The sequence below is a fragment of the Streptomyces winkii genome (assembly GCF_032248595.1).
GTDB lineage: Bacteria > Actinomycetota > Actinomycetes > Streptomycetales > Streptomycetaceae > Streptomyces > Streptomyces winkii.
The window spans coordinates 20,229-41,618 of the sequence record NZ_JASTTH010000003.1 but is presented as its reverse complement, the minus strand read 5'-3'; the positions used below and the strand labels follow the sequence as shown (position 1 = coordinate 41,618).

The window sequence follows — 21,390 nt, the reverse complement described above, 5'->3', positions numbered from 1 at the left end:
GCGGGCGGGGGCCGTGCCGTACCGGCCCGGGCACAAGGCTACCGGCTCGGCGGGGGCCTCATTCCCGCCGCCCTGGCACGGACTCCCGCGCTCTCCCGGCTTCCGCGCGGCCCCGTGGGGTGTCCGCGCGGGCCGTCACTGCTGCCGGAGGGACCAGCCCCGCTCGCGCAGCGCCGCTTCCAGCACCGACGCCGCGCCGGGCTCCACCATCAGCTGCACGTGACCGGCCTGCTGGCCCGTCGCGTGCTCGATGCGTACGTCCTCGATGTTGACGCCCGCGACCCCGGCGTCGGCGAAGATCCGCGCCAGCTCTCCCGGCCGGTCGCTGATGAGGACCGCCACCGTGCGGTAGGCGGCCGGTGCCTGACCGTGCTTGCCCGGGACCCGCGCGCGGCCCGAATTGCCGCGGCGCAGCACGTCCTCGATGCCCGCGACGCCGCCGCCGCGCTTCTCCTCGTCGGCCGAGCCGAGCGCGCGCAGCGCCCGTACGGCCTCGTCGAGGTCGCTCGCCACGTCGGCGAGGATGTCCGCGACGGGCCCGGGGTTGGCGGCGAGGATCTCCACCCACATCGCGGGGTCGGAGGCCGCGATGCGGGTGACGTCGCGGATGCCCTGGCCGCAGAGGCGTACGGCCGTCTCGTCGGCGGACTCCAGACGGGCGGCGATCATGCTGGAGAGCAGCTGCGGGGTGTGCGAGACGAGGGCGACGGCCCGGTCGTGGGCGTCCGCGTCCATCACGACCGGAACGGCGCCGCACAGCGCGATCAGTTCCAGCGCGAGGTTGAGGACCTCGGTGTCCGTGTCGGCGGTGGGCGTGAGCACCCAGGGGCGGCCCTCGAAGAGGTCGGCGGTGGCGGCGAGCGGCCCGTTCTGCTCGCGGCCCGACATGGGGTGGCTGCCCAGGTAGCTGACGAGGTCGCCGCCCAGCCCGAGCAGTTCGCGGCGGGGGCCGCCCTTGACGCTGGCCACGTCGATGCAGCCGCGGGCGAGGCCGCGGCTCTGCACGTCGGCGAGGACACGGGCGACGTGCGCCGGCGGTACGGCGACGATCGCGAGGTCGACGACCCCTTCCGGCTCGCCGTCCGTGCCCGCGCCGAGCGCCGCCGCCGTGCGCACGCGCTCGTGGTCGACGTCGCTCAGGTGCACCTGCACGCCGCGCCCTGTGAGGGCGAGCGCCGCGGAGGTGCCGATGAGACCCGTGCCGACGACGAGAGCTGTACGCATTACCGGGCGATGTCCTTCTGCGGGGTTGCTTGGCTTACGAGGCGATTGGCCGGACGGCCTACTGGGCGATGTCCTTGCGGAGTCCGGCCGCGGCCCCGAGATAGACGTGGTTGATCTGCGACTTGGGCACATCCGCCTCGACGTGCGCCAGCACCCGCACCACCCGTGGCATGGCGCCCGCCACGTCGAGTTCCTGAGCGCAGATCAGCGGAACGTCCACGATGCCGAGCTTACGTGCGCCCGCCGCCGGAAAGTCGCTGTGCAGGTCGGGGGTGGCCGTGAACCAGACGCTTATGAGGTCGTCCGCGGTGAGGCCGTTGCGCTCCAGCACGCTCGTCATCAGGGCCGAGACCTGCTCGTGCATGTGGTCCCGCTCGTCCCGCTCCAGCTGGACGGCTCCCCGTACCGCTCGTACCGCCACGCCTGCCCCGCTCCCTGCCGCTGCTGTGCGCCGTCTTCCGTCTTGCCTGATGCCTGGGTTGCGCGCCTGACGCCCGCCCTCCCCCGCCGGCGGCCGACAGCCTAGATCGCCGCGGGAGACGGCATACGGACGGACCGCACACTGAGACGCCCGCGCCCGGGACGTCGGGGGGACGGGGTGCTTCAGAGACCGACCTCGTTCATCAGCATGCCGACCTCGGTGTTCGTCATGCGGCGCAGCCAGCCCGACTTCTGGTCGCCGAGCGCGATGGGGCCGAAGCGCGTACGGACGAGCCGGTCGACGGGGAACCCCGCCTCGGCGAGCATGCGGCGCACGATGTGCTTGCGGCCCTCGTGGAGCGAGACCTCGACGAGGTAGTTCTTGCCGGTGTTCTCGACGACCCGGAAGTGGTCGGCGCGGGCGTAGCCGTCCTCCAGCGGGACGCCGTCCCTCAGGCGCTTGCCCAGGTCGCGCGGGAGGGGGCCCTGGATCGCGGCGAGATAGGTCTTCTTCACGCCGTAGCGGGGGTGGGTGAGGCGGTGGGCCAGCTCGCCGTGGTTGGTGAGGAGTATGAGGCCCTCGGTCTCGGTGTCGAGGCGGCCGACGTGGAAGAGGCGGGTCTCCCGGTTCTGGACGTAGTCGCCCAGGCACTGGCGGCCGTCCGGGTCCTCCATCGACGCGACCACGCCCGCGGGCTTGTTGAGAGCGAAGAAGACGTGCGACTGCGTGGCGATGGTCAGCCCGTCGACCTTGATCTCGTCCTTGTCCGGGTCCACGCGCAGGCCCTGCTCGACGACGATGCTGCCGTTGACCTCGACCCTCGCCTGCTCGATCAGCTCCTCGCACGCGCGGCGCGAGCCCATGCCGGCGCGGGCCAGCACCTTCTGGAGCCGCTCGCCCTCCTGCTCACCGAAGGTCTTCGGCAGCTTCCGGGCGGGCTTGCCGTGCCGGGCCCGGTTGCGCTCCTCGATCTGCGCCTCGTACTCGCGGGGGCGCGAGGGCGCGGAGGCGTTACGGGCGCGGGCCTTGGGTGCGCCGCTGCCGGTGACCTTGCGGGGCCCGCTCTTGGCGGCGGTCCTCGCCGCGACGCTCCTCGCGGCGGCGCCGCGCGCCGTCGCGCTCTTGCCGCCGCTCTTGGGGCCCTTGGCGCCGCTCTTCGGGGCCTGAGCGCTGTTCTTCGGGCCGCTCCTCGATCCGGCCGCGGTGGACTTCTTCGCCGACGGCCTCGGTGCGTTCCCCGAGCCGCTCTGTGAGGAGTTCGCGCCGCGTCCGCCGCCGCGCTGCGCCCCCGGCTTGCCGGAGCCGCCCGTGGAGCGCTCCTCGCCCTTGCCGTAGCGGCGCTCCTCCGGGCGCGGACGGTCCGTCCGCTTCTGCCTGCCTCCGCCCCCTCGGGCCGCGCGGGGAGACTGCCTGCCCCCCGCGCTGCTGCTCCTACGGTTGCCGCCGGTGTTGCCGCTGCTTCGCATCAGTGTTCCGTCTGCGTTCTGTCGTGGACTGCGTCGCCGCTGTCGTCTACATCTACGTCGAACGACGGCACGCCCTCCTGCGAATCCCCCTCGACGGCGTCCGCCTCGGGCAGGAAGGGCGCCAGCTCCGGGAGCTCGTCCAGGCCGCGCAGGCCCAGCCGCTCCAGGAAGTAATGCGTCGTCGTATACAGGATCGCACCTGTCTCGGGTTCCGCGCCCGCCTCCTGTACCAGCCCCCGCTGCAGCAGCGTACGCATCACGCCGTCGCAGTTGACCCCGCGTACGGCGGAGACCCGGGAGCGGCTCACGGGCTGGCGGTAGGCGACGACCGCGAGCGTCTCCAGCGCCGCCTGCGTCAGCCGGGCCTGCTGCCCGTCCAGTACGAAGCTCTCGACGGCCTCGGAGTACTCGGCGCGCGTGTAGAAGCGCCAGCCCTCGGCGACCAGCCGCAGCTCGAATCCCCGGCGCTCCCGGTCGTATTCGTCGGCCAGCTCGCGCAGCGCGTCCGAGATCTCACGGCGCCGCCGGTGCAGCACCTTCGCCAGGTGTTCCTCGGTCGCCGGCTCGTCGACGACCATGAGCACGGCTTCCAGGGCGGGCTTCAACTCCAGTACGGCGACGCCGTCCAGGACCTCGTCGTCGGCCTCGAGGTCCGCGTCCGGGTCGGAGTCGTCAGCGGAGCCGGGGTCAGCGGCGGCGTCCGTGTCCGGGGTCTCCCCGTCCGGAGTCTCCGGTCCCTGGGCGTGCTCGTGCGGAGCGCCCTCGTCCGGGGCGTCCGTCCCGGTGGCCGCCTCCGGTCCGTGCACCGGCTCCTCGGCCTCGGACTCCCCCGCCTCCCGGATCTCGTACGTCTCCTCGCTCATGGCTGCATCTCCTCCTCGGGCGCGGACTCCCGCCGGGCCTGCGGCTCCTGGTCCTCGTCCGTGCCGTCCTGCCGTCCGGGCTCCTGGTCGAACTCGTCCGTCACCAAGGGTTCGTGGCCCTCCTCGCCGCTCCAGCGCACCATGAGCGACCCCAGCGCCTCCTCCTGTTCGAGGGTGACGGCCCGCTCCCGGTACAGCTCCAGGAGGGCCAGGAAGCGCGCCACGACGGTGAGGGTGTCCGGGGCGTCCCGCGTCAGCTCCAGGAAGCTGACCTCGCCCAGCTCCCGCAGCCGCGCCACCACCACCTCCGCCTGTTCCCGCACGCTCACCAGCGGTGCGTGGATGTGCTCGACGTACACCTGCGGCTTGGGCTTGGGCTGCATCGCCTTGACCGCGAGCCGTGCGAAGCCCTCCGGGCCGATGCTGATGGCCACTTCGGGCAGCAGCTCGGCGTGGTGGGGTTCAAGCCCGACGGTACGGGGGTGGCGGTGCGCCTCCTGGGCCATCCGTCCCGCGAAGATCGCGGCGATCTCCTTGTACGCGCGGTACTGGAGCAGCCGCGCGAAGAGCAGGTCGCGGGCCTCAAGCAGCGCGAGGTCGGCTTCGTCCTCGACCTCGGCGGCGGGCAGCAGCCGCGCGGCCTTCAGATCGAGCAACGTCGAGGCGACGACGAGGAATTCGGTGGTCTGGTCGAGGTCCCAGTCCGGGCCCATCGCGTGGATGTACGCCATGAACTCGTCGGTGACCTTGGAGAGCGCGACCTCCGTCACGTCCAGCTTGTGCTTGGAGATCAGCTGGAGGAGGAGGTCGAAGGGCCCCTCGAAGTTGTCCAGGACGACCTTGAACCGCCCGTCGTCGGGCTGCTCTTCCTGCTCTTGCTGCTCTTCGCCTCCGCCGTCGCTTCCACCCTCGCCCTCGCCTCCGTCCCGGCCGGGTCGGTCCGGCCCGGACTCGGGCCCGTCCGGCACCGGTTCGGAGCCGGAGGCGGTCTCCGGCCCGTCCGGCACCGGTTCGGGAGCGGGCCCGGGCTCGTCCGCCGCCTGTTCAGGCTCGGGTGCGAGTTCTTCCTCGGGCCCGGGAATCGGCGGGAGTTCGGGATCGAGTTCGGCCGCGGGCTCCTCCGCGGGCGCGGGCTCCGGCTCTGGTTCGGGCGCACCCTCCCGCTCCGGCTCCCGTTCCGCGGCAGGCTCCTCCACGCCCCCTGGCGCGGGCACCGGAGGCTCACCGGGGTGCGCCGCGCCCGAAGCCGACGACGCGCCCGGCCCCCGCCCGAGGGTGCGGCGGGCGGCGCGGGGCGTCGGTTCGGCGTGGTCGTCAGGACTGGGCATCGCGGGGCAGCGTACTGGGGAGGAGCCGGTCAGGGCGTTCCGGCTCACTCATGTGCCCGCGCTTTCGGAAGTGGTGGCGCACAGGTCGCTTCAGCGCCCCCGCAGCCGCCGTACGAGGATGCTCGCGTCCCCGCGGGATTCCAGGTCCGCCAGGACGACGGCGACGGCCTCGCGCACGATGCGGCCGCGGTCCACCGCGAGGCCGTGTTCACCGCGCAGGACGAGCCGTGCGTGCTCCAGGTCCATCAGCTCTTCCGCGGAGACGTACACCGTGATCTTCTCGTCGTGGCGCTCGCGCCCGCTCGGGCGGCGGTTGGCGCCGCGACCCCCGCGGCGTGCCGAACCGCCCGCCTGCTGGCGGCCCCTGGCCCCGTCCGGACGCGGACTCTTCGGCTGCTGCGGCGACTTGGCCGCCGAGCCGCCTGCCGGACCCACGGCGCCCGAAGGCCCCGCAGGTCCCGACGGACCGGTCTGCCGGGACGTGATCTCCCCGCCTCCGGAGCGCCCCGCCGTGCCGCGCGGCGCGCCCTGGCCGGGCACCGTGCGACGGGGCGCGGACTGTTCGTCCTGCTGGTCGCCGCCCTCGCGGCCCGTGTGCTCGCCCGCCTCCGCTGCGGGGGCGCCGCCGGACGCCGCGGCGCTCTCCGCGGCGGGATCGTCGCCCTCGTCCGCGGCGCTGTGTTCGCTCCGTTCGCCGTCCTCGGCGGGGTCGTCCTCGGCGGAGGCGCCGTCCGCGGAGGCGTTCTCCGCGGCACCGGCGGCGTCCTGATCGCCGGCGGGTGCCGGGACCCGGGTCGTGGACGGTGTGCTCTTGCCGGACAGCTCCTCGCCGTTGGCATGGTTCTGGTTCGCGGGGGACGACGGCTGGACCGCTGAGCCCCCGGTCGTACGGAAGAGTTCGTCAGCTGCCGGAAGACTCACTCGGCGTGGCACCGGGCGAGCACCTCCCTGGCAAGCTGGCGATAGGCGGCGGCACCGACGGAGTTGGAGGCGTACGTCGTGATCGGCTCACCCGCGACGGTCGTCTCCGGGAAGCGGACGGTCCGCCCAATGACCGTGTGGTAGACGTTGTCGTCGAACGCCTCGACCACGCGCGCGAGGACCTCGCGGCTGTGCACCGTGCGCGAGTCGTACATCGTCGCGAGGATGCCGTCGAGCTCCAACTCCGGGTTGAGCCGCTCCTGCACCTTCTCGATCGTCTCGGTCAGCAGGGCGACGCCGCGCAGCGCGAAGAACTCGCACTCCAGCGGCACGATCACCTTGTGCGCGGCGGTGAGCGCGTTCACGGTCAGCAGACCGAGCGAGGGCTGGCAGTCGATGACGATGAAGTCGTAGTCGTTCAGCAGCGGTTGGAGAGCCCGTTGCAGCGTCGACTCGCGGGCTACCTCGCTCACCAGCTGCACTTCGGCGGCGGACAGGTCGATGTTGCTCGGCAGCAGGTCCATCCCGGCGACGGCCGTCTTCAACAGCACCTCGTCGGGCGCCAGGCCGCGCTCCATCAGAAGGTTGTAGACCGTGAGTTCGAGCTCCATCGGATTCACGCCGAGCCCGACCGACAGGGCGCCCTGCGGGTCGAAGTCGACGAGCAGCACGCGCCGTCCGTACTCCGCGAGCGCCGCGCCCAGGTTGATGGCGGAGGTCGTCTTGCCGACGCCGCCCTTCTGGTTGCACATCGCGATGATCTTCGCGGGACCGGGTTCGCTCACCGGCCCGGGGATCGGGAAGTACGGAAGCGGACGCCCGGTCGGGCCGATCCGCTCGCGGCGCTGCCGTGCGGCGTCGGGCGCGAGGGTGGCCGCGTACTCGGGGTCGGGTTCGTATTCCGCGTCCGGGTCGTAGAAGTGCCCTTCGGGCAGCTCGCCGTAGGCGACGCGGTGCGGGTCACTGTAGTCGGCGAGCTCGGCGGACTCGTCGCCCGCGGAGTTGCCGGCCATGGCGTTCACTTGGCGGCCGTCCATGCTCTGTTGGGCTGTCGTGGTCGGTGATGCGTTCTGGTGGGCGGAGAAGGTGCGGACAGCGACGGAGCCGACATCCTCGGACCCCGAGGACCCCTGGCCCCGCGCAGGTGCTCCTGGTTGACCACCCCCGGGAGAAAATGTCGACTCATTCACAAGTCGTCCTACCTCCTTGGTGACCAGGAAACTTCTAGACAGGTCAGCGTGACACCATGCCGACGATTGGCGACTCTATGGCGTGTCGGGCGTCCGCAGCAACACAATCCACCGGAGACGGCACGATGTGTCGAGGTGCGAACACTCCGCTGTCAAGAGGCAATGTGGGTCGCGGAGCCTCTCCAGGTGGGGCGGCGGGAGCGCCCCGGAGGCGCGAACGCGCCTCGCGTGCCCCGTGGTTGAGCGGCTGTCGCCGCCCCGGAAAGGCGTCACCCGCCCGTGCGCCGCCTGGGCGTTCGCAGGCCGGTGACGTCGGCCGACGCGCTCGGTGACGCGTCCTCATCGGCGGTTCAGCCGCATTGACTTGTCCGGTTGACGTGCCCAATCAGCCCAGCAGCGTGGCGAGTTCGCGGCTGTCGAGTCCGTGCGCCTCGGCGACCGGCCCGTAGAAGACCTCTCCGTCGTGGACGTTGAGTCCCTTGGCCAGCGTCTCGTCCCGCCGAAGGGCCTCCCGCCAGCCGCAGTTGGCCAGCTCGACGATGTAGGGAAGGGTCGCGTTGGTCAGGGCGTACGTCGACGTGCTGGGCACCGCCCCGGGCATGTTCGCGACGCAGTAGAAGACCGACTCGTGCACCTGGAAGGTCGGTTCGGCGTGGGTCGTCGGGCGCGCGTCCTCGAAGCAGCCGCCCTGGTCGATGGCGATGTCGACAAGAACACTTCCCGGCTTCATGCGCGAGACCAGCTCGTTGCTCACGAGCTTCGGCGCCTTCGCGCCCGGGATCAGCACGGCGCCCACGACCAGGTCCGCCTCCAGGACCGCGCGCTCCAACTCGTAGGCGTTGGAGGTGACGGTGCGCACCTTGGTGCCGAAGATCCGGTCGGCCTCGCGGAGTTTGTTGACGTCCTTGTCGAGAAGCGTGACGTGGAATCCCAGCCCGGTGGCGATCTGTGTCGCGTTCCAGCCGGAGACGCCGCCGCCGATGACGACCGCGCGGCCCGCCGGGACTCCCGGGACGCCGCCCGGCAGCACGCCGCGCCCGCCGGCCGACCGCATCAGGTGATAGGCGCCGACCTGGGGCGCGATGCGCCCCGCGACCTCGGACATCGGGGCGAGCAGCGGCAGGGCGCGGCTGCCCGTCTCGACGGTCTCGTACGCGATGGCCGTCGTGCCCGACTCCAGCAGCGCGTCGGTGCACTCCTTGGACGCCGCGAGATGGAGATAGGTGAAGAGCGTCTGGTCCTTGCGCAGCCGCCCGTACTCCTCGGCGACCGGCTCCTTGACCTTCAGCAGCATGTCGGCGGTGGCCCAGACCTCGTCGGCGGAGCCAAGGATGGCGGCTCCGGCTGCGACGTACTCCTCGTCCGGGATGGAGGAGCCGATTCCGGCTCCGCTCTCCACCGTGACCTGGTGTCCGTTGCGTACGAGTTCGTGCGCCCCGGCCGGGGTGATGGCCACGCGGAACTCGTTGTTCTTGACCTCGCGGGGGATACCGACCTTCACGTCGATCACGGTCCTTGACTTCGGGTTGTTTCGGAAGCGCCCGCACCTGTGGGCGTGGGGGGCATCCGTGGCGCACATCCCGATACGGCAGCACATGAAGCACATGCGAGATATATGCCGGTTGTCGCCTGGACGGCCACGGCTTCGCCAGTCTAATGAAGGATGCCGTGCTGTCCAGCCTTACAAACCAACAATTTTCCTCTACTGACTATTAGTTTCTTAGGTCTACTCTCCGTGGACCGTCAGGTTGTGCGCCTTCAGGAGCTCGTCGGCGGCCCTGCGGTGCCTGCTGCCTGCCCGTACGTCGCCGGTGCGGTCGCACGCGTCGGCCAGCCTGAGCAGCAGCGCCGCCCGCAGCCGCTCGTCCTCCGCCTCCTGCGCGGCCCGCAGGGCCTCACGGCACACACGGACCGTCTCCTGAGGACGGCCCGCCCGCTCGTGCACTCTCGCGATCTCGGCCAGGGCACGGGCGTGCGCCCCCGGGTCGCCCAGCCTCCGGAAGTTCGCCGCCGCCGCGCGCCACTCGCGCAGCGCCTCGGCGAAGCGTCCCGCGGCGGTGTGCACCGCGCCCAGCCGTCCGTGCAGCCGGGCCGCCGCCGCGCGGGCGTCCCGCGTCTGGTGGTGGGCGAGGGCGCGGCCGTACCAGTCGGCGGCGCGCTCCAGATCGCCCATGTCCTCGTACGTGGAGCCGATGGACTCCAGGGCGCGGGCCGCGGCGGCCTGATCCTGCCCGGGAGACGCCGCACGGCCCGCGTCGCCCGCCTCGCGGCCCGTGCGCTCGCGGCCGCCCCCCTCGCCATCCCGGGCGGCGTCCAGCGCTGCGCGGTAGCGGGTGAGAGCGCGCGCGTGCCGGCCCGTACGGGCGTCCAGGTCACCGAGGTTGAGCAGCGCGGCGGCCCGTTCCCGTTGCAGCGCGGCGCGTTCGGCGACGTCGAGTACGAGTTCGTGGAGCCGGTAGAGCTCGGGCGCGGCCTCCTCGGGCGAGCGGTGCGCGTCGAAGGCGCGTGCCAGCGCGGAGATGAGCCGCCGCGCGAGACCGTCGAGCCGTCCGCCGCCCTCGGCGACGGCCAGCCTTGCGGCGGCGAGTATCGCCGGGCGCCGGGCCTCCAGCCACTCGCGGGCCTCGGCGCGCGTGCCGAACCGGACCGAACGCGGAAGGAACGCAAGGCGCTTGCGGGCCTCGGAGCCCTCCGGCTCGGTGATCGCATGGCACGCGCGCAGCCGCCGTACCGTCCGCTCCAGCATCCGCGCACGGGCGAACACCGTCTCCTCCGGGCCCTCGTGCTCGGCGAGTTCGGCGCGCAGCAGCGGGTCGAGGCAGCGCGGCACGGCGTAACAGCCGGGCGAGAGCGTGCTGGTGCGCAGCAGCCCGAGCCGCAGGAACTCCTCCAGGATCTGCCGGGCGGCGGCAGCCGAGCAGCCCGCGAGGGCCGAGGCGGTGTGCGCGTCGACGAGGCCGTCCGGGGCGAGGGCGAGCATGCGCAGCACCCGGGCGGGCGACTTGGCCAGCGACCCGGCGACGAGGCGGAACGCGCGCTCCAGCGGGTCGCTCTCCGGGAGCGCCCCGAGCTGCTTCGCCGCCTCGGCGACGGAGAGCTTCGGCCGTGCGGCGAGCCATCCGCCCGCCAGCACCAGCGCGGCGGGCAGACAGCCGCAGGCGTCGGCGACGAGTTCGGCGCTGCGCGGGTCGACGGTCGTACGGTGCGGGGCCCCGGCGCGCGCGGCGAGGAGCGACACGGCGGCCTCGCGGCCGAGCCCGCCGACGGTGCAGGGCCGTACGTCGGGCACTCCGGTCAGCGGACCCGCTGAGACGGCGACGACGAGGCAGTTCCGGGTGTCGGGCAGCAGATCGAGCACCTGCTCGGGCAGGGTCACGTCGTCCAGGAGCAGCAGCACGCGGCGCCGGGCCAGTTCGGCGCGGAGCGTCTCGGTGAGTTCGTCCTCGTCGGCACCCGCGGGCACCGGGTCCGGGCCGAGGGCGGCGAGCAGGTCGCGCGCGGTGCGTTCGGTGGGCACGGGGGTGCCGCCGGGCTCGGTGAGCCGTGCCCGCAGGACGCCGTCGCCGTACCGGTCGGCGGCCTGCCGGGCGAAGGCCTCCGCGAGCGCCGTACGTCCGGAGCCGGGTCTTCCGGCGACGAGCAGCACGCGGCTGTGCGGCGAGGGGCGCCCGGAGAGGGTGTGCAGACCGGCCCGCTCCATGTCGGCCCGCATCTCGGCGAGTTCGTTCTCGCGGCCGGTGAACCAGAGGGAGTCGCCGCCGGGCTCGGGGAGCCGACTGCCGCGCGTGGCCGCTGTGTTCGCGCCGCTTGCCGTGTCCGCCGTGTCCGCCGTGTCCGCCGCACCCGCTGTGCCTGCCCTGCCTGCCGCGTCCGCCGAGCCCTCAGCGCTTCCGGTGCCGCCGGTCCCTGCCGTGCTTCCCGGACTGTCCGTCCGTCCCGTTCTTTCCGGACTCCCGGCGGGCTGCCGCGTTTGATCCGTCACGGCCACGCTCCGTCCACCTGCGTCTGCGCGTACGAGCCCAGCCGCGAGCGCGACCGGGAACGCACAGAGCGTAGTTCACCGCGAGCGGCCGTACGCGGCGCGCACGCCGCACGCGCCGGGACGGGAAGGCGGCATCCGTCCGGCGCCTTTGCGGAGCCCGACGCGCCCTCGCCGCGGGCTACTTCTCGAACGGACGGGCCGGCCACGGCGCGCCGGCCGGGCGGAGCGCATCGAGACCGGGGCCGGAGCGGGCGGCGGTGAGGGCCAGAACGCCCACCACGAGGCAGTTGTTGTGCAGTTCGCCCGCCAGCACGCCCCGTACGAGATCGGGCACCGGCACGCGCGCGAGCTCCATGTCGGCCTCCTCCTCCGAGACTTCGAAGCGGGCACCGTCGGCCGCGCTGATCTCGCGCGCGAGGAAGATGCGTACGGCCTCGTCGGAGCCGCCGGGTGTCGTGTAGACGTCGGCGAGCACCCGCCAGTCCTCCGCCTTGACGTGCGCCTCCTCGTACAGCTCGCGCTGCGCCGCGTGCAGAGGGTTCTCACCCGGGACGTCGAGGAGACCGGCGGGGATCTCCCACAGCTTCTCCCGCACCGGGTGCCGGTACTGGCTCAGCACCAGCACCCTGTCCTCGTCGTCGAGGGCGAGGACGGCGACGGAGCCGGGGTGCACCTGGTAGTCGCGGCGGACCACCGAACCGTCCGGCATCACGACGTCGTCGGTGCGCACACCGGTCTTCTTGCCCTCGAAGGGCAGCGCGGTGGCGGTGACCTCCCATGCCTCGGGTGCGTCCGCGATGTGCGTCGCGTGCTGCTCCGGCAGCCTGTTCTCCGCCATGCCTCAGCCCTCGCCCCGCTGCCGTGCCACCGCCGCCGCGATCAGACCGGCGAAGAGCGGATGCGGTCGCGTCGGCCGCGAGCGGAGCTCGGGATGCGCCTGGGTGGCGACCAGGTACGGGTGCACCTCGCGCGGATACTCCAGGTACTCCACCAGCTTGTTGTCCGGGGAGGTGCCGGAGAAGACCAGGCCGGCCTTCTTCTCCAGCTCGCCCCGGTATGCGTTGTTGACCTCGTACCGGTGGCGGTGGCGCTCCTCGACGTACGGCTCGCCGCCGTACACCTCGCGCACGATGGAGCCCTCGGCGAGCTTGGCGGGATACAGGCCGAGCCGCATGGTGCCGCCCATGTCCCCGTCGCCCGCGACGATGTCGAGCTGCTCGGCCATGGTGGAGACGACGGGATGGGCCGTCCCCTGCTCGAACTCCGTGGAGTCGGCGTCCTCGATGCCGGCCAGGTTCCGCGCCGCCTCGACGACGATGCACTGGAGGCCCAGACAGAGCCCGAGGAGGGGGATCCGGTTCTCGCGCGCGTACGTGATGGAGGAGAGCTTGCCCTCGACGCCGCGCTCGCCGAAGCCGCCGGGGATGCAGATCGCGTCGCAGTCTCCGAGCTGCCTGCGGGCGCCCTCGGGCGTGCGGCAGTCGTCCGAGGTGACCCACTTCACCTTCACGCGGGCGTTGTTGGCGAAGCCGCCCGCCCGCAGCGCCTCCGTCACGGACAGATAGGCGTCGGGCAGGTCGATGTACTTGCCCACCAGCGCAACCGTCACCTCGTGGTCGGGGTCGTGCACGCGGCGCAGCAGGTCGTCCCACTGCGTCCAGTCCACGTCGCGGAAGGGCAGGTCCAGCTTGCGTACGACGTAGGCGTCGAGGCCCTCGGCGTGCACGACCTTCGGGATGTCGTAGATCGACGGGGCGTCCTTGCACGCGATGACGGCGGAGTCGTCCACATCGCACATCAGCGAGATCTTGCGCTTGATGGAACGGGGCACGTCGCGGTCGGCGCGCAGCACGATGCCGTCCGGCTGGATGCCGATGCTGCGCAGCGCGGCCACCGAGTGCTGGGTCGGCTTGGTCTTGAGCTCCCCGGACGGGCCGATGTAGGGCAGCAGCGAGATGTGCACCACGAAGACGTTGTCCCGGCCGACCTCGTGCCGGACCTGGCGGACGGCCTCCAGGAAGGGAAGCGACTCGATGTCGCCGACGGTGCCGCCGACTTCGGTGATGACGACGTCCACGTCGTCGGTGGCCATCCGCCTGATCCGGTTCTTGATCTCGTTGGTGATGTGCGGGATGACCTGCACGGTGTCGCCCAGGTAGTCGCCGCGCCGCTCCTTGGCGATGACGGACGAGTAGATCTGCCCGGTGGTGACGTTCGCCGAGCCGTCGAGGTCGACGTCGAGGAAGCGCTCGTAGTGCCCGATGTCCAGGTCGGTCTCGGCGCCGTCGTTGGTGACGAACACCTCTCCGTGCTGGAAGGGGTTCATGGTGCCCGGATCGACGTTCAGATACGGGTCCAGCTTCTGCATCGTGACGCGCAGACCCCTCGCCTTGAGCAGCGCGCCCAGACTCGAGGCGGTGAGCCCCTTGCCGAGTGAGGAGGCCACACCCCCCGTGACGAAGAGATGCTTGGTCGTCATGGACGTGGGCGGCAATGCCAAGAGGTGCTCCCGTGGTCGCGAGGTGGGGTGCGCACCGGCGCCCTGACCCGCCTCGCCACGCAGCGGTGCGCAGCGGATGTCAGGGGAGCCGTCGCTGCGGCTCGGGGGGCTTCCGTGCCGGGGATTCGAGGACGAATCCGGGAACTCTCGCCCACCGGTCCACGGGCCACCAGGGTATCAGCGACCCCGCGGGCAGGAGCCCCGGCGTGTGCGCGACTGCGTCCGGCATCACAGCTCAGCGGCTTCGGGTGCGGCCCGGCGGTCCCCTACGGTGAGGGCATGGTCGCACCTGGTGAGCGGCTTCGGGGCCGGCTCACCGCATAGGCTCATCCGTACTGGGGAGAGCGCGGGGCGGAGGCCTCCGCTCCGTCGTATCCTGCTCGGACGCTCGATCGGACACACGGTTGGGCTTGACGGAAATCCGCAGGTCATCGCACGTCCCAAGGGGCGAGCCACAGTTCGACTGGAGATATACGTGGCTGGGCGCATCGAAGATTACGCACTCATCGGGGACATGCAGACCGCAGCCCTGATCGGCAGGGACGGCTCGGCGGACTGGCTGTGCCTGCCGCGCTTCGATTCCCATGCTGTCTTCGCAAGCCTTCTGGGTACGGGGGAGCACGGGTGCTGGCAGGTCGGACCGGCCACCGCCGAGGGCGCGGAGCCGCCGAAGGCGGACCGCAGGCGCTACCGAGGCGACTCGCTCGTCCTGGAATCCGAGTGGGACACCCCGCGCGGCACCGTCCGCGTCATCGACTTCATGCCGCCCCGCGAGCAGCACGCCCCGCAGCTGGTGCGGATCGTGGAAGGGGTCAGCGGCCGGGTGCCGATGCGCTCGGCGCTGCGCATGCGCTTCTCCTACGGCTGGGTCGTGCCGTGGGTGCAGCAGATCGACGGCCGTACGGTCGCGGTCGCAGGGCCCGACTCGGTCTGGCTCGACACCGACGCCGAGACCTACGGCAAGGACCTGACCACGTACGCCGACTTCACCATCGCTCCCGGCGAGCGGGTCGCCTTCACCATCAGCTGGCAGGCCTCGCACAAGAGCCCGCCCGCGGAGCCGGACCCGGAGGCGGCGCTGGAGGCGACGCAGGAGTTCTGGCGCGAGTGGGTCGACCACTGCACGTACCACGGTCCCTACCGCGAGGCGGTCGTACGGTCGCTGATCACGCTCAAGGCGCTGACGTACGGGCCGACGGGCGGCGTCGTGGCCGCCCCGACCACCTCGCTGCCGGAGTGCATCGGGGGCATGCGCAACTGGGACTACCGCTTCACGTGGCTGCGCGACGCGGCGATCACGCTCTCGTCGCTGCTGCGCACCGGCTACCACCAGGAGGCGCTGGCCTGGCGCGAGTGGCTGCTGCGCGCGGTCGCCGGCGACCCGGAGAACCTCCAGATCATGTACGGCATCGCCGGGGAACGGGAGTTGGGCGAGGCCGAGCTGAACTGGCTGCCCGGCTACGAGGGTTCGGTCCCGGTGCGGATCGGCAACGGCGCCGCGGGCCAGCTCCAGCTCGACGTCTACGGCGAGGTCACCGAGGCGCTGCACCTCGCGCACATGACGGGCCTCTCGCGCAACGACTACGCCTCCCTGCTCCAGCTCAAGCTCATCGGCTACCTGGAGGACCACTGGGACGAGCCGGACGAGGGCATCTGGGAAGTGCGCGGCCCGCGGCGGCACTTCGTGCACTCGAAGGTCATGGCGTGGGTCGCGGTCGACCGCACGGTCAAGCTGATCGAGTCCGGGGACGTCGACGGTCCGCTGGGCCGGTGGCGCGATCTGCGCGACGAGATCCACCGCGACGTGTGCGAGAAGGGGTACGACAAGGAGCGCAACACCTTCACGCAGTCCTACGGTTCGCGTGAGCTGGACGCCTCGCTGCTGCTCATCCCGCAGATGGGCTTCCTGCCGCCGGACGACAAGCGCGTCATCGGGACGATCGAGGCCGTCCAGCGGGAGCTGTCGACCGAGGACGGCTTCGTGATGCGCTACCCCACCTCGCAGCTGGAGGGCGAGAACGTCGACGGACTCCACGGCGAGGAGGGCGCCTTCCTGGCGTGTTCCTTCTGGCTCGCGGACGACCTGGCGATGATCGGCAGGGTGGAGGAGGCGCGGAAGCTCTTCGAGCGGCTGCTCGCTCTCCGCAACGACCTGGGGCTCCTCGCCGAGGAGTGGGACTCGCGGCTCCAGCGCCAAGTGGGCAACTTCCCGCAGGCGTTCAGCCATGTGCCGCTCATCGACACGGCGCTGCGGCTGACGGCGTCCGGCGCGTACGGCGGCTGACGCCGGGTTCCGGCCGCGCGAAGGCGCGGGTACGTACGCGGTATGACGCAACCACGCCCGCTGCCCGGCGACAACCGGCAGCGGGCGTGGAGGTGAGGGACGGGAACTCCCCTGGGTCAGGAAGTCCCGGGGGACCCCAGGCGGGGTGGGGGGTGGTGCTCCCGTTGGCAGATTTCCCTCAGAACGGGGTCAGCGTGAGCGTCATTTCGCTGGCCCCGCCGTCCTCGATGTAGGAGGCGAAACTCGCGACGTCGTCGAATGCGAAGCCGTAAGCCTTGCCGTCCTCGGTGGCCTCGTGCATGGCCTTGACGTACTCGTGTACGACGTCTCCCTTGTAGAACTCCTTGGGGTCGGTGGTCGGCTGCTCGGCGATGGAGGCGAGCGTGGAGCGGTTGAACGCGGCGCCCACGATCGCGGCCACCGGGCCGGTGGTGCCGTCGTTGGGCGCGGCGAGCTCGCCGTCGCAGAAGAGGATGTCCTTCGTGCTGGGCTTGTTGAAGGAGACCTCGCCGGGACCGGTGAAGGACAGCTTGTCGCCGCTGACCTTGCCGGTGAACTTGCCCGCGTTGGTGGTGACGACCAGCTCCTTGGAGGAGTAGGTCTCCCACACCTTGTCGGTGTACGCGTCGAAGAACTTGTCCGAGAACTTGCCCTCGCCCAGGCCGTGTCCGGGCGCGATGACGCGCTTGTCGTCGATCACCAGGTCCCCGAAGCCCTTGGCCTCCTTGACGGCCTTGAAGATCTGGTCGCGGCCGCCCTCCTTCAGGAAGCCGGTCTTCTGGTCCTTGTCGCCCTTGAGCTGGATGCCCAGCGGCACGCTGAACATGTCGACCATGGTGGTGTTGCAGAACATGGAGCCGTTCTTGTACGTGAACTCGGCGCAGTCGTGCAGCACATCGAAGTTGGGGTCGCCCGACACCCAGCCGGCCGGGTAGGCCAGTGCGGCCTTGCCGTCGCCGCCCTCGACCGCCTTGATCTTCAGCTTGTCGCCGCAGGCGACGTAGATGCGGCCGGACATCTCGGGGAGCTTGAGCGTCGTCTCCTCGCCCGAGAGCGGGATGGCGTAGTCCGTGAAGCCGTCGCCGCCGTTGTCGCCCGCGGAGACCTGCTTCAGCTCGCCCTCCGGGGTCACGTGCACCTGGTTCGTGCCGTCGTTGCCGACGATGTACACGTAGATCGACTTGCTGTCGAACTCGCCGCTCTTGTTGACGATCTTCAACGAGAGGGGTCCTGCGGCCTTGCCTGCCTTCTTGCGTGTCGCGCCGCCGGCCTGTGTCACCAGGAGACCGGCCGCCGGAGCGGCGATGGCGGTCGCGGCGGCACCGCGGATGAGAGACCTGCGGCTGATCACTTGGAGGCACCTCCGGTGCTTTCGACGGACACGTAGTCCACGGTCAGGGAGCCGCCGGACTTGGTGGCGGCGGTGGGGGTCTTCGAGCCGGCGACACCGTCGGGGAAGGCTCCGCCCATGGCCAGGTTCAGCAGCAGGAAGTGGCCGTGGTCCGTTGCGTCGGACCAGGTCTTCGCGTCCACGTCCGACTGCTTGACGGAGTGGAACTGCTCGCCGTCGACATACCAGCGCAGCTCTTCGGTTCCGCCGCTGCGGTCGAATTCGAGCGCGAACTTGTGGAAGTCGGACTTGCAGGAGCCGGAGCACTCGTGCGACTTGCCCAGGCCGGTCGTCTCGTTGCACGGCCCGCCCGGGTTGGTGCCGCAGTGCAGCGTCCCGTGCGTGGTGTTCTGGCCGTTGACGTTCTCCATGACGTCGAACTCGCCGATGCTGGGCCAGTTCTGGTAGTTGCCACGGAAGGCCTCGCCGAGGGTCCAGAACGCCGGCCAGTAGCCGAGCGCCTCGTCCCCGGAGACGTCGGGAAGCTTGAGGGAGGCCTCGATGCGCATCTTGCCGCCCTTGGGCGCGGCGAAGTCGGTGCGCTTGGTCTCGATGCGCGCGGACGTCCAGTTCTCACCGTTCTTCAGCGCGGTGATCTTCAGATGCCCGTCGCCGTCGAGCTGGATGTTCTCTTTGCTGTCGGTGTACTCCTGGATCTCGCCCGTTCCCCAGTTGTCCGCCCCGCCGGGGTAACCGTGGCCCTTGTCGATGATCCAGTCGTCGCCGGGGCCGGATCCGGCGTCGCCGTTGAAGTCGGCGCGGAAGACCTCTTCCATGGCCGCCTTCTTCTGGGCCTGTGCTGACTTGCCGCCGCCCTCTTCGGCTTGCGCGTACGGCGCCACGCACGTGCCGATGACGGCCGCCGCCGCTATGCCGGCGAGTGCCCAGCGCCGTCTGTCGCTCTTCAAGAGCATGACTTACGCTCCTCGTTGGTGGGGGGTGAGAGCGCTCTCACGTCATGGGCAGCACCCTGCCTATAGAACCGCCATTGGTCAAGACCTAGGCAAAGAAAGAGGAGTTGTCTGTGCACACTTTCCATGGATCCCGCCCCACCCTGGAGGCTGTGGCGTCCCATGCCGGGGTGTCACGGGCGACGGTGTCGCGGGTGGTCAACGGGGGTGCGGGCGTTCGCGCGGAGGTGCGCGAGAAGGTGCGGCACTCCGTCGAGGAACTGGGCTACGTGCCCAACAACGCGGCCCGCACCCTCGTCACCCGGCGCACCGGCGCCGTCGCCGTCGTCATCGCGGAGCCCGAGAGCCGCGTCTTCGCCGACCCGTTCTTCGCGCAGCAGTTGCGCGGTATCAGCCGTGAACTCGCCGAGCACGACACGCAGTTGCTGCTGATGATGCTGGAGCGGCAGAGGGACTACGCGCGCATCGGACGGTATCTGTCGGCCGGGCACGTCGACGGCGCCCTGATGTTCTCGCTGCACGGCGACGACCCCCTTCCGGGCATGGCGCGCCGTACGGGGCTGCCGGCCGTCTTCGGCGGCAGACCCGGCTGGCCGGGAGCGGAGGACGACCCGGGTCTGCTGTACGTCGACACCGACAACCGGAACGGCGCGCGGCAGGCCGTTGCCCATTTGCAGGAGCGAGGACGGCGCACGATAGCCGTGATCAACGGACCCCTCGACCAGACCTCCGCGCTCGACCGTCTCCACGGCTACTGCGACGCTCTGGGCATCGGCGTGCACGACGCCGACCCGTCGCTCGTCGCACAGGGCGACTTCACCGCCGAGGGCGGCGAGCAGGCCATGGGCAGGCTGCTCGACGCCTCCCCCGGCCTGGACGCCGTCTTCGCGGGCAACGACCTGATGGCCTCGGGTGCGCTGCGTACGCTGCGGGCCCGCGGACGCAGGGTGCCCGAGGACGTGGCCGTGGTCGGCTACGACGATCTGGAACCGGCGGCCTGGGCCGAGCCGCCCCTGACGACGGTGCGCCAGGACGTCGAGGGCATGGGCGGGATGATGGCGAAGCTGCTGCTGCGCCGCATCGGGCTGGCGGACGAGACGGCGGAAGCGGCACCTCCCGCTCCCGTGATCACACCGGCCACGCTGGTGGTGCGCGACTCCAGTTGAGAGGGCGGGCCTGGTCCCGGCACCGCGGACCGGCCCCGGCACGGCCCGCTCAGCAGCGGCCCGCGGAGGTCAACTCGTCGTAGACGCTGAGGACATGGGCGACCGTGCCCTCCTCCGTCGGCCACTCCGCCGCGCGGGCCCAGCCCTGCGCGACGAGGCGCTCGCGCCGCGCCGGGTCGGCCAGCAGGGCGCCGACGGCGGCGGCCAGCGCGTCCGCGTCGCCGTACGGGATCAACTCGGCCGCTCCGCCGACCAGTTCGGGCACCCCGCCGACCGACGTGGCGACCAGCGGCACCCCCTCGTGCAGCGCCTCCTGCGCGAGAAGCGGGCGGCCCTCCCAGCGCGAGCTGAGCAGCGCCACATCCGCGCCGGCCAGCAGCTCGAACGCGTCCTCGCGCCGCCCCAGCAGCCGTACGGGCAACTCCTCGTGGTCGATGCGCTGTTGCAGCCCGGCCCGCTGGGGTCCCTCGCCTGCGATGGCCAGCAGCGGCTGCGGGTCGAGACGGCGCCAGGCACGGGCCGCGCTCAGCGCGGTGCCGTAACCGTGCCGGTCGTCGAGGCGGCCGACGGAGAAGACCAACGGACGCCCCACCGCGCCCACTTCGGCACGCGACTTGTGGTGGCCGCGGCTCTCGACGGCGGCCCGCGGCTCCAGCGGGGCCGCGTCCCGTCCCGGGCCGGGAAGGACGACCGGAGCGAGCCGCGCGTCGCGGGCGCCCCGGCTCCGCGCCCGGTCCACGAGGTCGGTGGTGACGGCGAGCACGACCGACGCGCTGCGCGCGAGGCGGCGCTCCATCAGCCACCGCAGCTGCGCCCGCGCGCCCGACGCGTGCCCGCGGTGGTGCCAGGTCACCACGAGCGGTACGCGGCGGAGGCGCCCCGACAGCGCGAGCGTGGTCAGCGCGAGCAGCCCGGCGCGCACCCCGTGCGCGTGCACGAGGTCGGCGTCCGCGCAGAGGCGGCGGAGCACCGCCGCGGCCTCCGGTTCGCTGCGCGCGGGAAGCGGCGCGAAGCGGGCCCCGGCGTCCGTGAATCCGTACACCGTCTCCGAGCCGGGCGGCGCGCAGACCGTGACCCGCAGTCCGCGTGCGACGAGCCCCTCGGTGAGCGAGCGCACATGTGCGCCGGTGCCGGCGCTCGCACCGTCCACGACCTGGACGGCGTGCTGCGGCGACCGGCCGGCGGACGACGGAGGCGACGTGGGGGGAAGGCTCACAGCAGGTCGAGCTCCAACGGGGTCTCGTACGGGGAGGAAGGACGTCGGGGTGCGGGACGGGCCCAGCATGCCAGCCGAGGCCGGCGCCCGGCACCGCACCCGGGTCGCCGGGTGCGGCACATCGGGGTCCGTACCGTACAGCTATCACTCACTCAGGTGATGGCGCAGGTACGGGCCGGTCGTCTCTCCCCTGCTCCGGCCTGCTTGCCGCAGGGGGCAGCCGGGTCCGCCAACGCCGCCACGAAGTCGTGGATCCCGTGGACGAACGCGTGGTCGAGGCCGAGGCCGTGGCCGGGCGGCCACCAGGCGCCCAGCTAGTGGGTGGCCGGGCTCGGTGACGAGGATGCGCCGGAAGCCGACTTCGGTGTCGGGGGCGGCGGTCTCGTGGAAGAGCAGCTCGTTCATCGACTCGAAGTCGAAGGCGAGTGCCGGAAGGGGAGTTGCTCGCGGAGCCGGGCGCGCGGGCCGACGTCCCGGAGGCGCCTGGGGCCAGTGGGTACGGCCGCAGCCGCTGCACACGACCCGTGC

Annotated in this window: 16 protein-coding genes and 1 pseudogene; 2 read left to right on the top strand and 15 right to left on the bottom strand. The window is 71.8% G+C overall.

The window, feature by feature from the left end:
- Positions 1-135: 135 nt before the first annotated feature.
- From QQM67_RS08600 to QQM67_RS08550, 11 genes are all read right to left on the bottom strand, one after another.
- Positions 136-1,224 carry a prephenate dehydrogenase gene (locus tag QQM67_RS08600; RefSeq protein WP_314173069.1) on the bottom strand — a complete coding sequence of 363 codons (1,089 nt, stop codon included), beginning with the start codon at positions 1,222-1,224 and terminating at the stop codon, positions 136-138.
- Positions 1,225-1,282: 58 nt separating this feature from the next.
- Positions 1,283-1,645 carry a chorismate mutase gene (gene aroH, locus QQM67_RS08595; RefSeq protein WP_314173068.1) on the bottom strand — a complete coding sequence of 121 codons (363 nt, stop codon included), beginning with the start codon at positions 1,643-1,645 and terminating at the stop codon, positions 1,283-1,285.
- A gap of 182 nt (positions 1,646-1,827) precedes the next feature.
- Positions 1,828-3,111, bottom strand: coding sequence for a pseudouridine synthase (locus tag QQM67_RS08590; protein WP_314173067.1), 1,284 nt, complete (start codon positions 3,109-3,111; stop codon positions 1,828-1,830).
- Entirely contained in the window at positions 3,111-3,974 is an 864-nt protein-coding gene (gene scpB / locus QQM67_RS08585; RefSeq protein WP_399065866.1) for an SMC-Scp complex subunit ScpB, read from the bottom strand. Before scpB ends, QQM67_RS08590 begins: the two co-directional genes overlap by 1 nt.
- Positions 3,971-5,302, bottom strand: coding sequence for a segregation and condensation protein A (locus QQM67_RS08580; protein ID WP_314173066.1), 1,332 nt, complete (start codon positions 5,300-5,302; stop codon positions 3,971-3,973). The genes scpB and QQM67_RS08580 overlap by 4 nt, the downstream gene beginning before the upstream one ends.
- Before the next feature lie 90 nt (positions 5,303-5,392).
- Positions 5,393-6,223, bottom strand: coding sequence for a hypothetical protein (locus QQM67_RS08575; protein WP_314173065.1), 831 nt, complete (start codon positions 6,221-6,223; stop codon positions 5,393-5,395).
- Positions 6,220-7,260: an AAA family ATPase gene (locus tag QQM67_RS08570; RefSeq protein ID WP_399065862.1), complete on the bottom strand. Its 1,041-nt coding sequence runs from the start codon at positions 7,258-7,260 to the stop codon at positions 6,220-6,222. Before QQM67_RS08570 ends, QQM67_RS08575 begins: the two co-directional genes overlap by 4 nt.
- A 538-nt stretch (positions 7,261-7,798) precedes the next feature.
- Positions 7,799-8,914 carry an alanine dehydrogenase gene (gene ald, locus QQM67_RS08565; protein WP_314173063.1) on the bottom strand — a complete coding sequence of 372 codons (1,116 nt, stop codon included), beginning with the start codon at positions 8,912-8,914 and terminating at the stop codon, positions 7,799-7,801.
- A gap of 225 nt (positions 8,915-9,139) precedes the next feature.
- On the bottom strand, positions 9,140-11,125 hold the full coding sequence (locus QQM67_RS08560) for an AAA family ATPase (protein WP_314173735.1): 1,986 nt from the start codon (positions 11,123-11,125) through the stop codon (positions 9,140-9,142).
- A 448-nt stretch (positions 11,126-11,573) separates the two neighbouring features.
- The gene (locus tag QQM67_RS08555; protein ID WP_314173062.1) at positions 11,574-12,233 is read right to left on the bottom strand and encodes an NUDIX hydrolase; all 660 of its coding nucleotides are present in this window, start codon (positions 12,231-12,233) and stop codon (positions 11,574-11,576) included.
- Positions 12,234-12,236: 3 nt separating this feature from the next.
- Complete coding sequence (locus QQM67_RS08550) at positions 12,237-13,874, bottom strand: CTP synthase (RefSeq protein WP_314173061.1); 1,638 nt, start codon at positions 13,872-13,874, stop codon at positions 12,237-12,239.
- 490 nt (positions 13,875-14,364) lie between these two features.
- Here QQM67_RS08550 and QQM67_RS08545 point away from each other — a divergent pair, with 490 nt between their 5' ends.
- Positions 14,365-16,179 (top strand): glycoside hydrolase family 15 protein, encoded by a 1,815-nt coding sequence (locus QQM67_RS08545; RefSeq protein WP_314173734.1) that lies wholly within the window; start codon positions 14,365-14,367, stop codon positions 16,177-16,179.
- A gap of 178 nt (positions 16,180-16,357) precedes the next feature.
- Here the strand turns inward: QQM67_RS08545 and QQM67_RS08540 are convergent, their stop codons facing one another.
- A complete protein-coding gene (locus QQM67_RS08540; protein WP_314173060.1) occupies positions 16,358-17,530 on the bottom strand; it encodes a beta-1,3-glucanase family protein in 1,173 nt (390 codons plus the stop codon).
- Positions 17,527-18,483 (bottom strand): glycoside hydrolase family 16 protein, encoded by a 957-nt coding sequence (locus QQM67_RS08535; RefSeq protein WP_314173059.1) that lies wholly within the window; start codon positions 18,481-18,483, stop codon positions 17,527-17,529. Before QQM67_RS08535 ends, QQM67_RS08540 begins: the two co-directional genes overlap by 4 nt.
- A 149-nt stretch (positions 18,484-18,632) precedes the next feature.
- On the opposite strand from QQM67_RS08535, the gene QQM67_RS08530 reads away from it, so the two are divergent.
- Entirely contained in the window at positions 18,633-19,646 is a 1,014-nt protein-coding gene (locus QQM67_RS08530) for a LacI family DNA-binding transcriptional regulator (RefSeq protein WP_314173058.1), read from the top strand.
- A gap of 49 nt (positions 19,647-19,695) precedes the next feature.
- Here the strand turns inward: QQM67_RS08530 and QQM67_RS08525 are convergent, their stop codons facing one another.
- Together QQM67_RS08525 and QQM67_RS08520 are read right to left on the bottom strand one after the other, a co-directional pair.
- Entirely contained in the window at positions 19,696-20,862 is a 1,167-nt protein-coding gene (locus tag QQM67_RS08525; protein ID WP_314173057.1) for a glycosyltransferase family 4 protein, read from the bottom strand.
- Positions 20,863-21,074: 212 nt separating this feature from the next.
- A pseudogene (locus QQM67_RS08520) lies at positions 21,075-21,291 on the bottom strand (gfo/Idh/MocA family oxidoreductase); the annotation flags it as partial.
- Between the last annotated feature and the right edge of the window lie 99 nt (positions 21,292-21,390).

What these genes read in the sequence shown, in the direction of transcription:
- QQM67_RS08580 (WP_314173066.1), bottom strand. Translation starts at nt 5,302, where the DNA reads ATGCCCAGTCCTGACGACCACGCCGAACCGACGCCCCGCGCCGCCCGC.
- QQM67_RS08570 (WP_399065862.1), bottom strand. Translation starts at nt 7,260, where the DNA reads ATGGACGGCCGCCAAGTGAACGCCATGGCCGGCAACTCCGCGGGCGAC.
- QQM67_RS08600 (WP_314173069.1), bottom strand. Translation starts at nt 1,224, where the DNA reads ATGCGTACAGCTCTCGTCGTCGGCACGGGTCTCATCGGCACCTCCGCG.
- QQM67_RS08590 (WP_314173067.1), bottom strand. Translation starts at nt 3,111, where the DNA reads ATGCGAAGCAGCGGCAACACCGGCGGCAACCGTAGGAGCAGCAGCGCG.
- QQM67_RS08550 (WP_314173061.1), bottom strand. Translation starts at nt 13,874, where the DNA reads ATGACGACCAAGCATCTCTTCGTCACGGGGGGTGTGGCCTCCTCACTC.
- QQM67_RS08535 (WP_314173059.1), bottom strand. Translation starts at nt 18,483, where the DNA reads ATGCTCTTGAAGAGCGACAGACGGCGCTGGGCACTCGCCGGCATAGCG.
- QQM67_RS08555 (WP_314173062.1), bottom strand. Translation starts at nt 12,233, where the DNA reads ATGGCGGAGAACAGGCTGCCGGAGCAGCACGCGACGCACATCGCGGAC.
- QQM67_RS08560 (WP_314173735.1), bottom strand. Translation starts at nt 11,125, where the DNA reads ATGCGGGCCGACATGGAGCGGGCCGGTCTGCACACCCTCTCCGGGCGC.
- scpB (WP_399065866.1), bottom strand. Translation starts at nt 3,974, where the DNA reads ATGAGCGAGGAGACGTACGAGATCCGGGAGGCGGGGGAGTCCGAGGCC.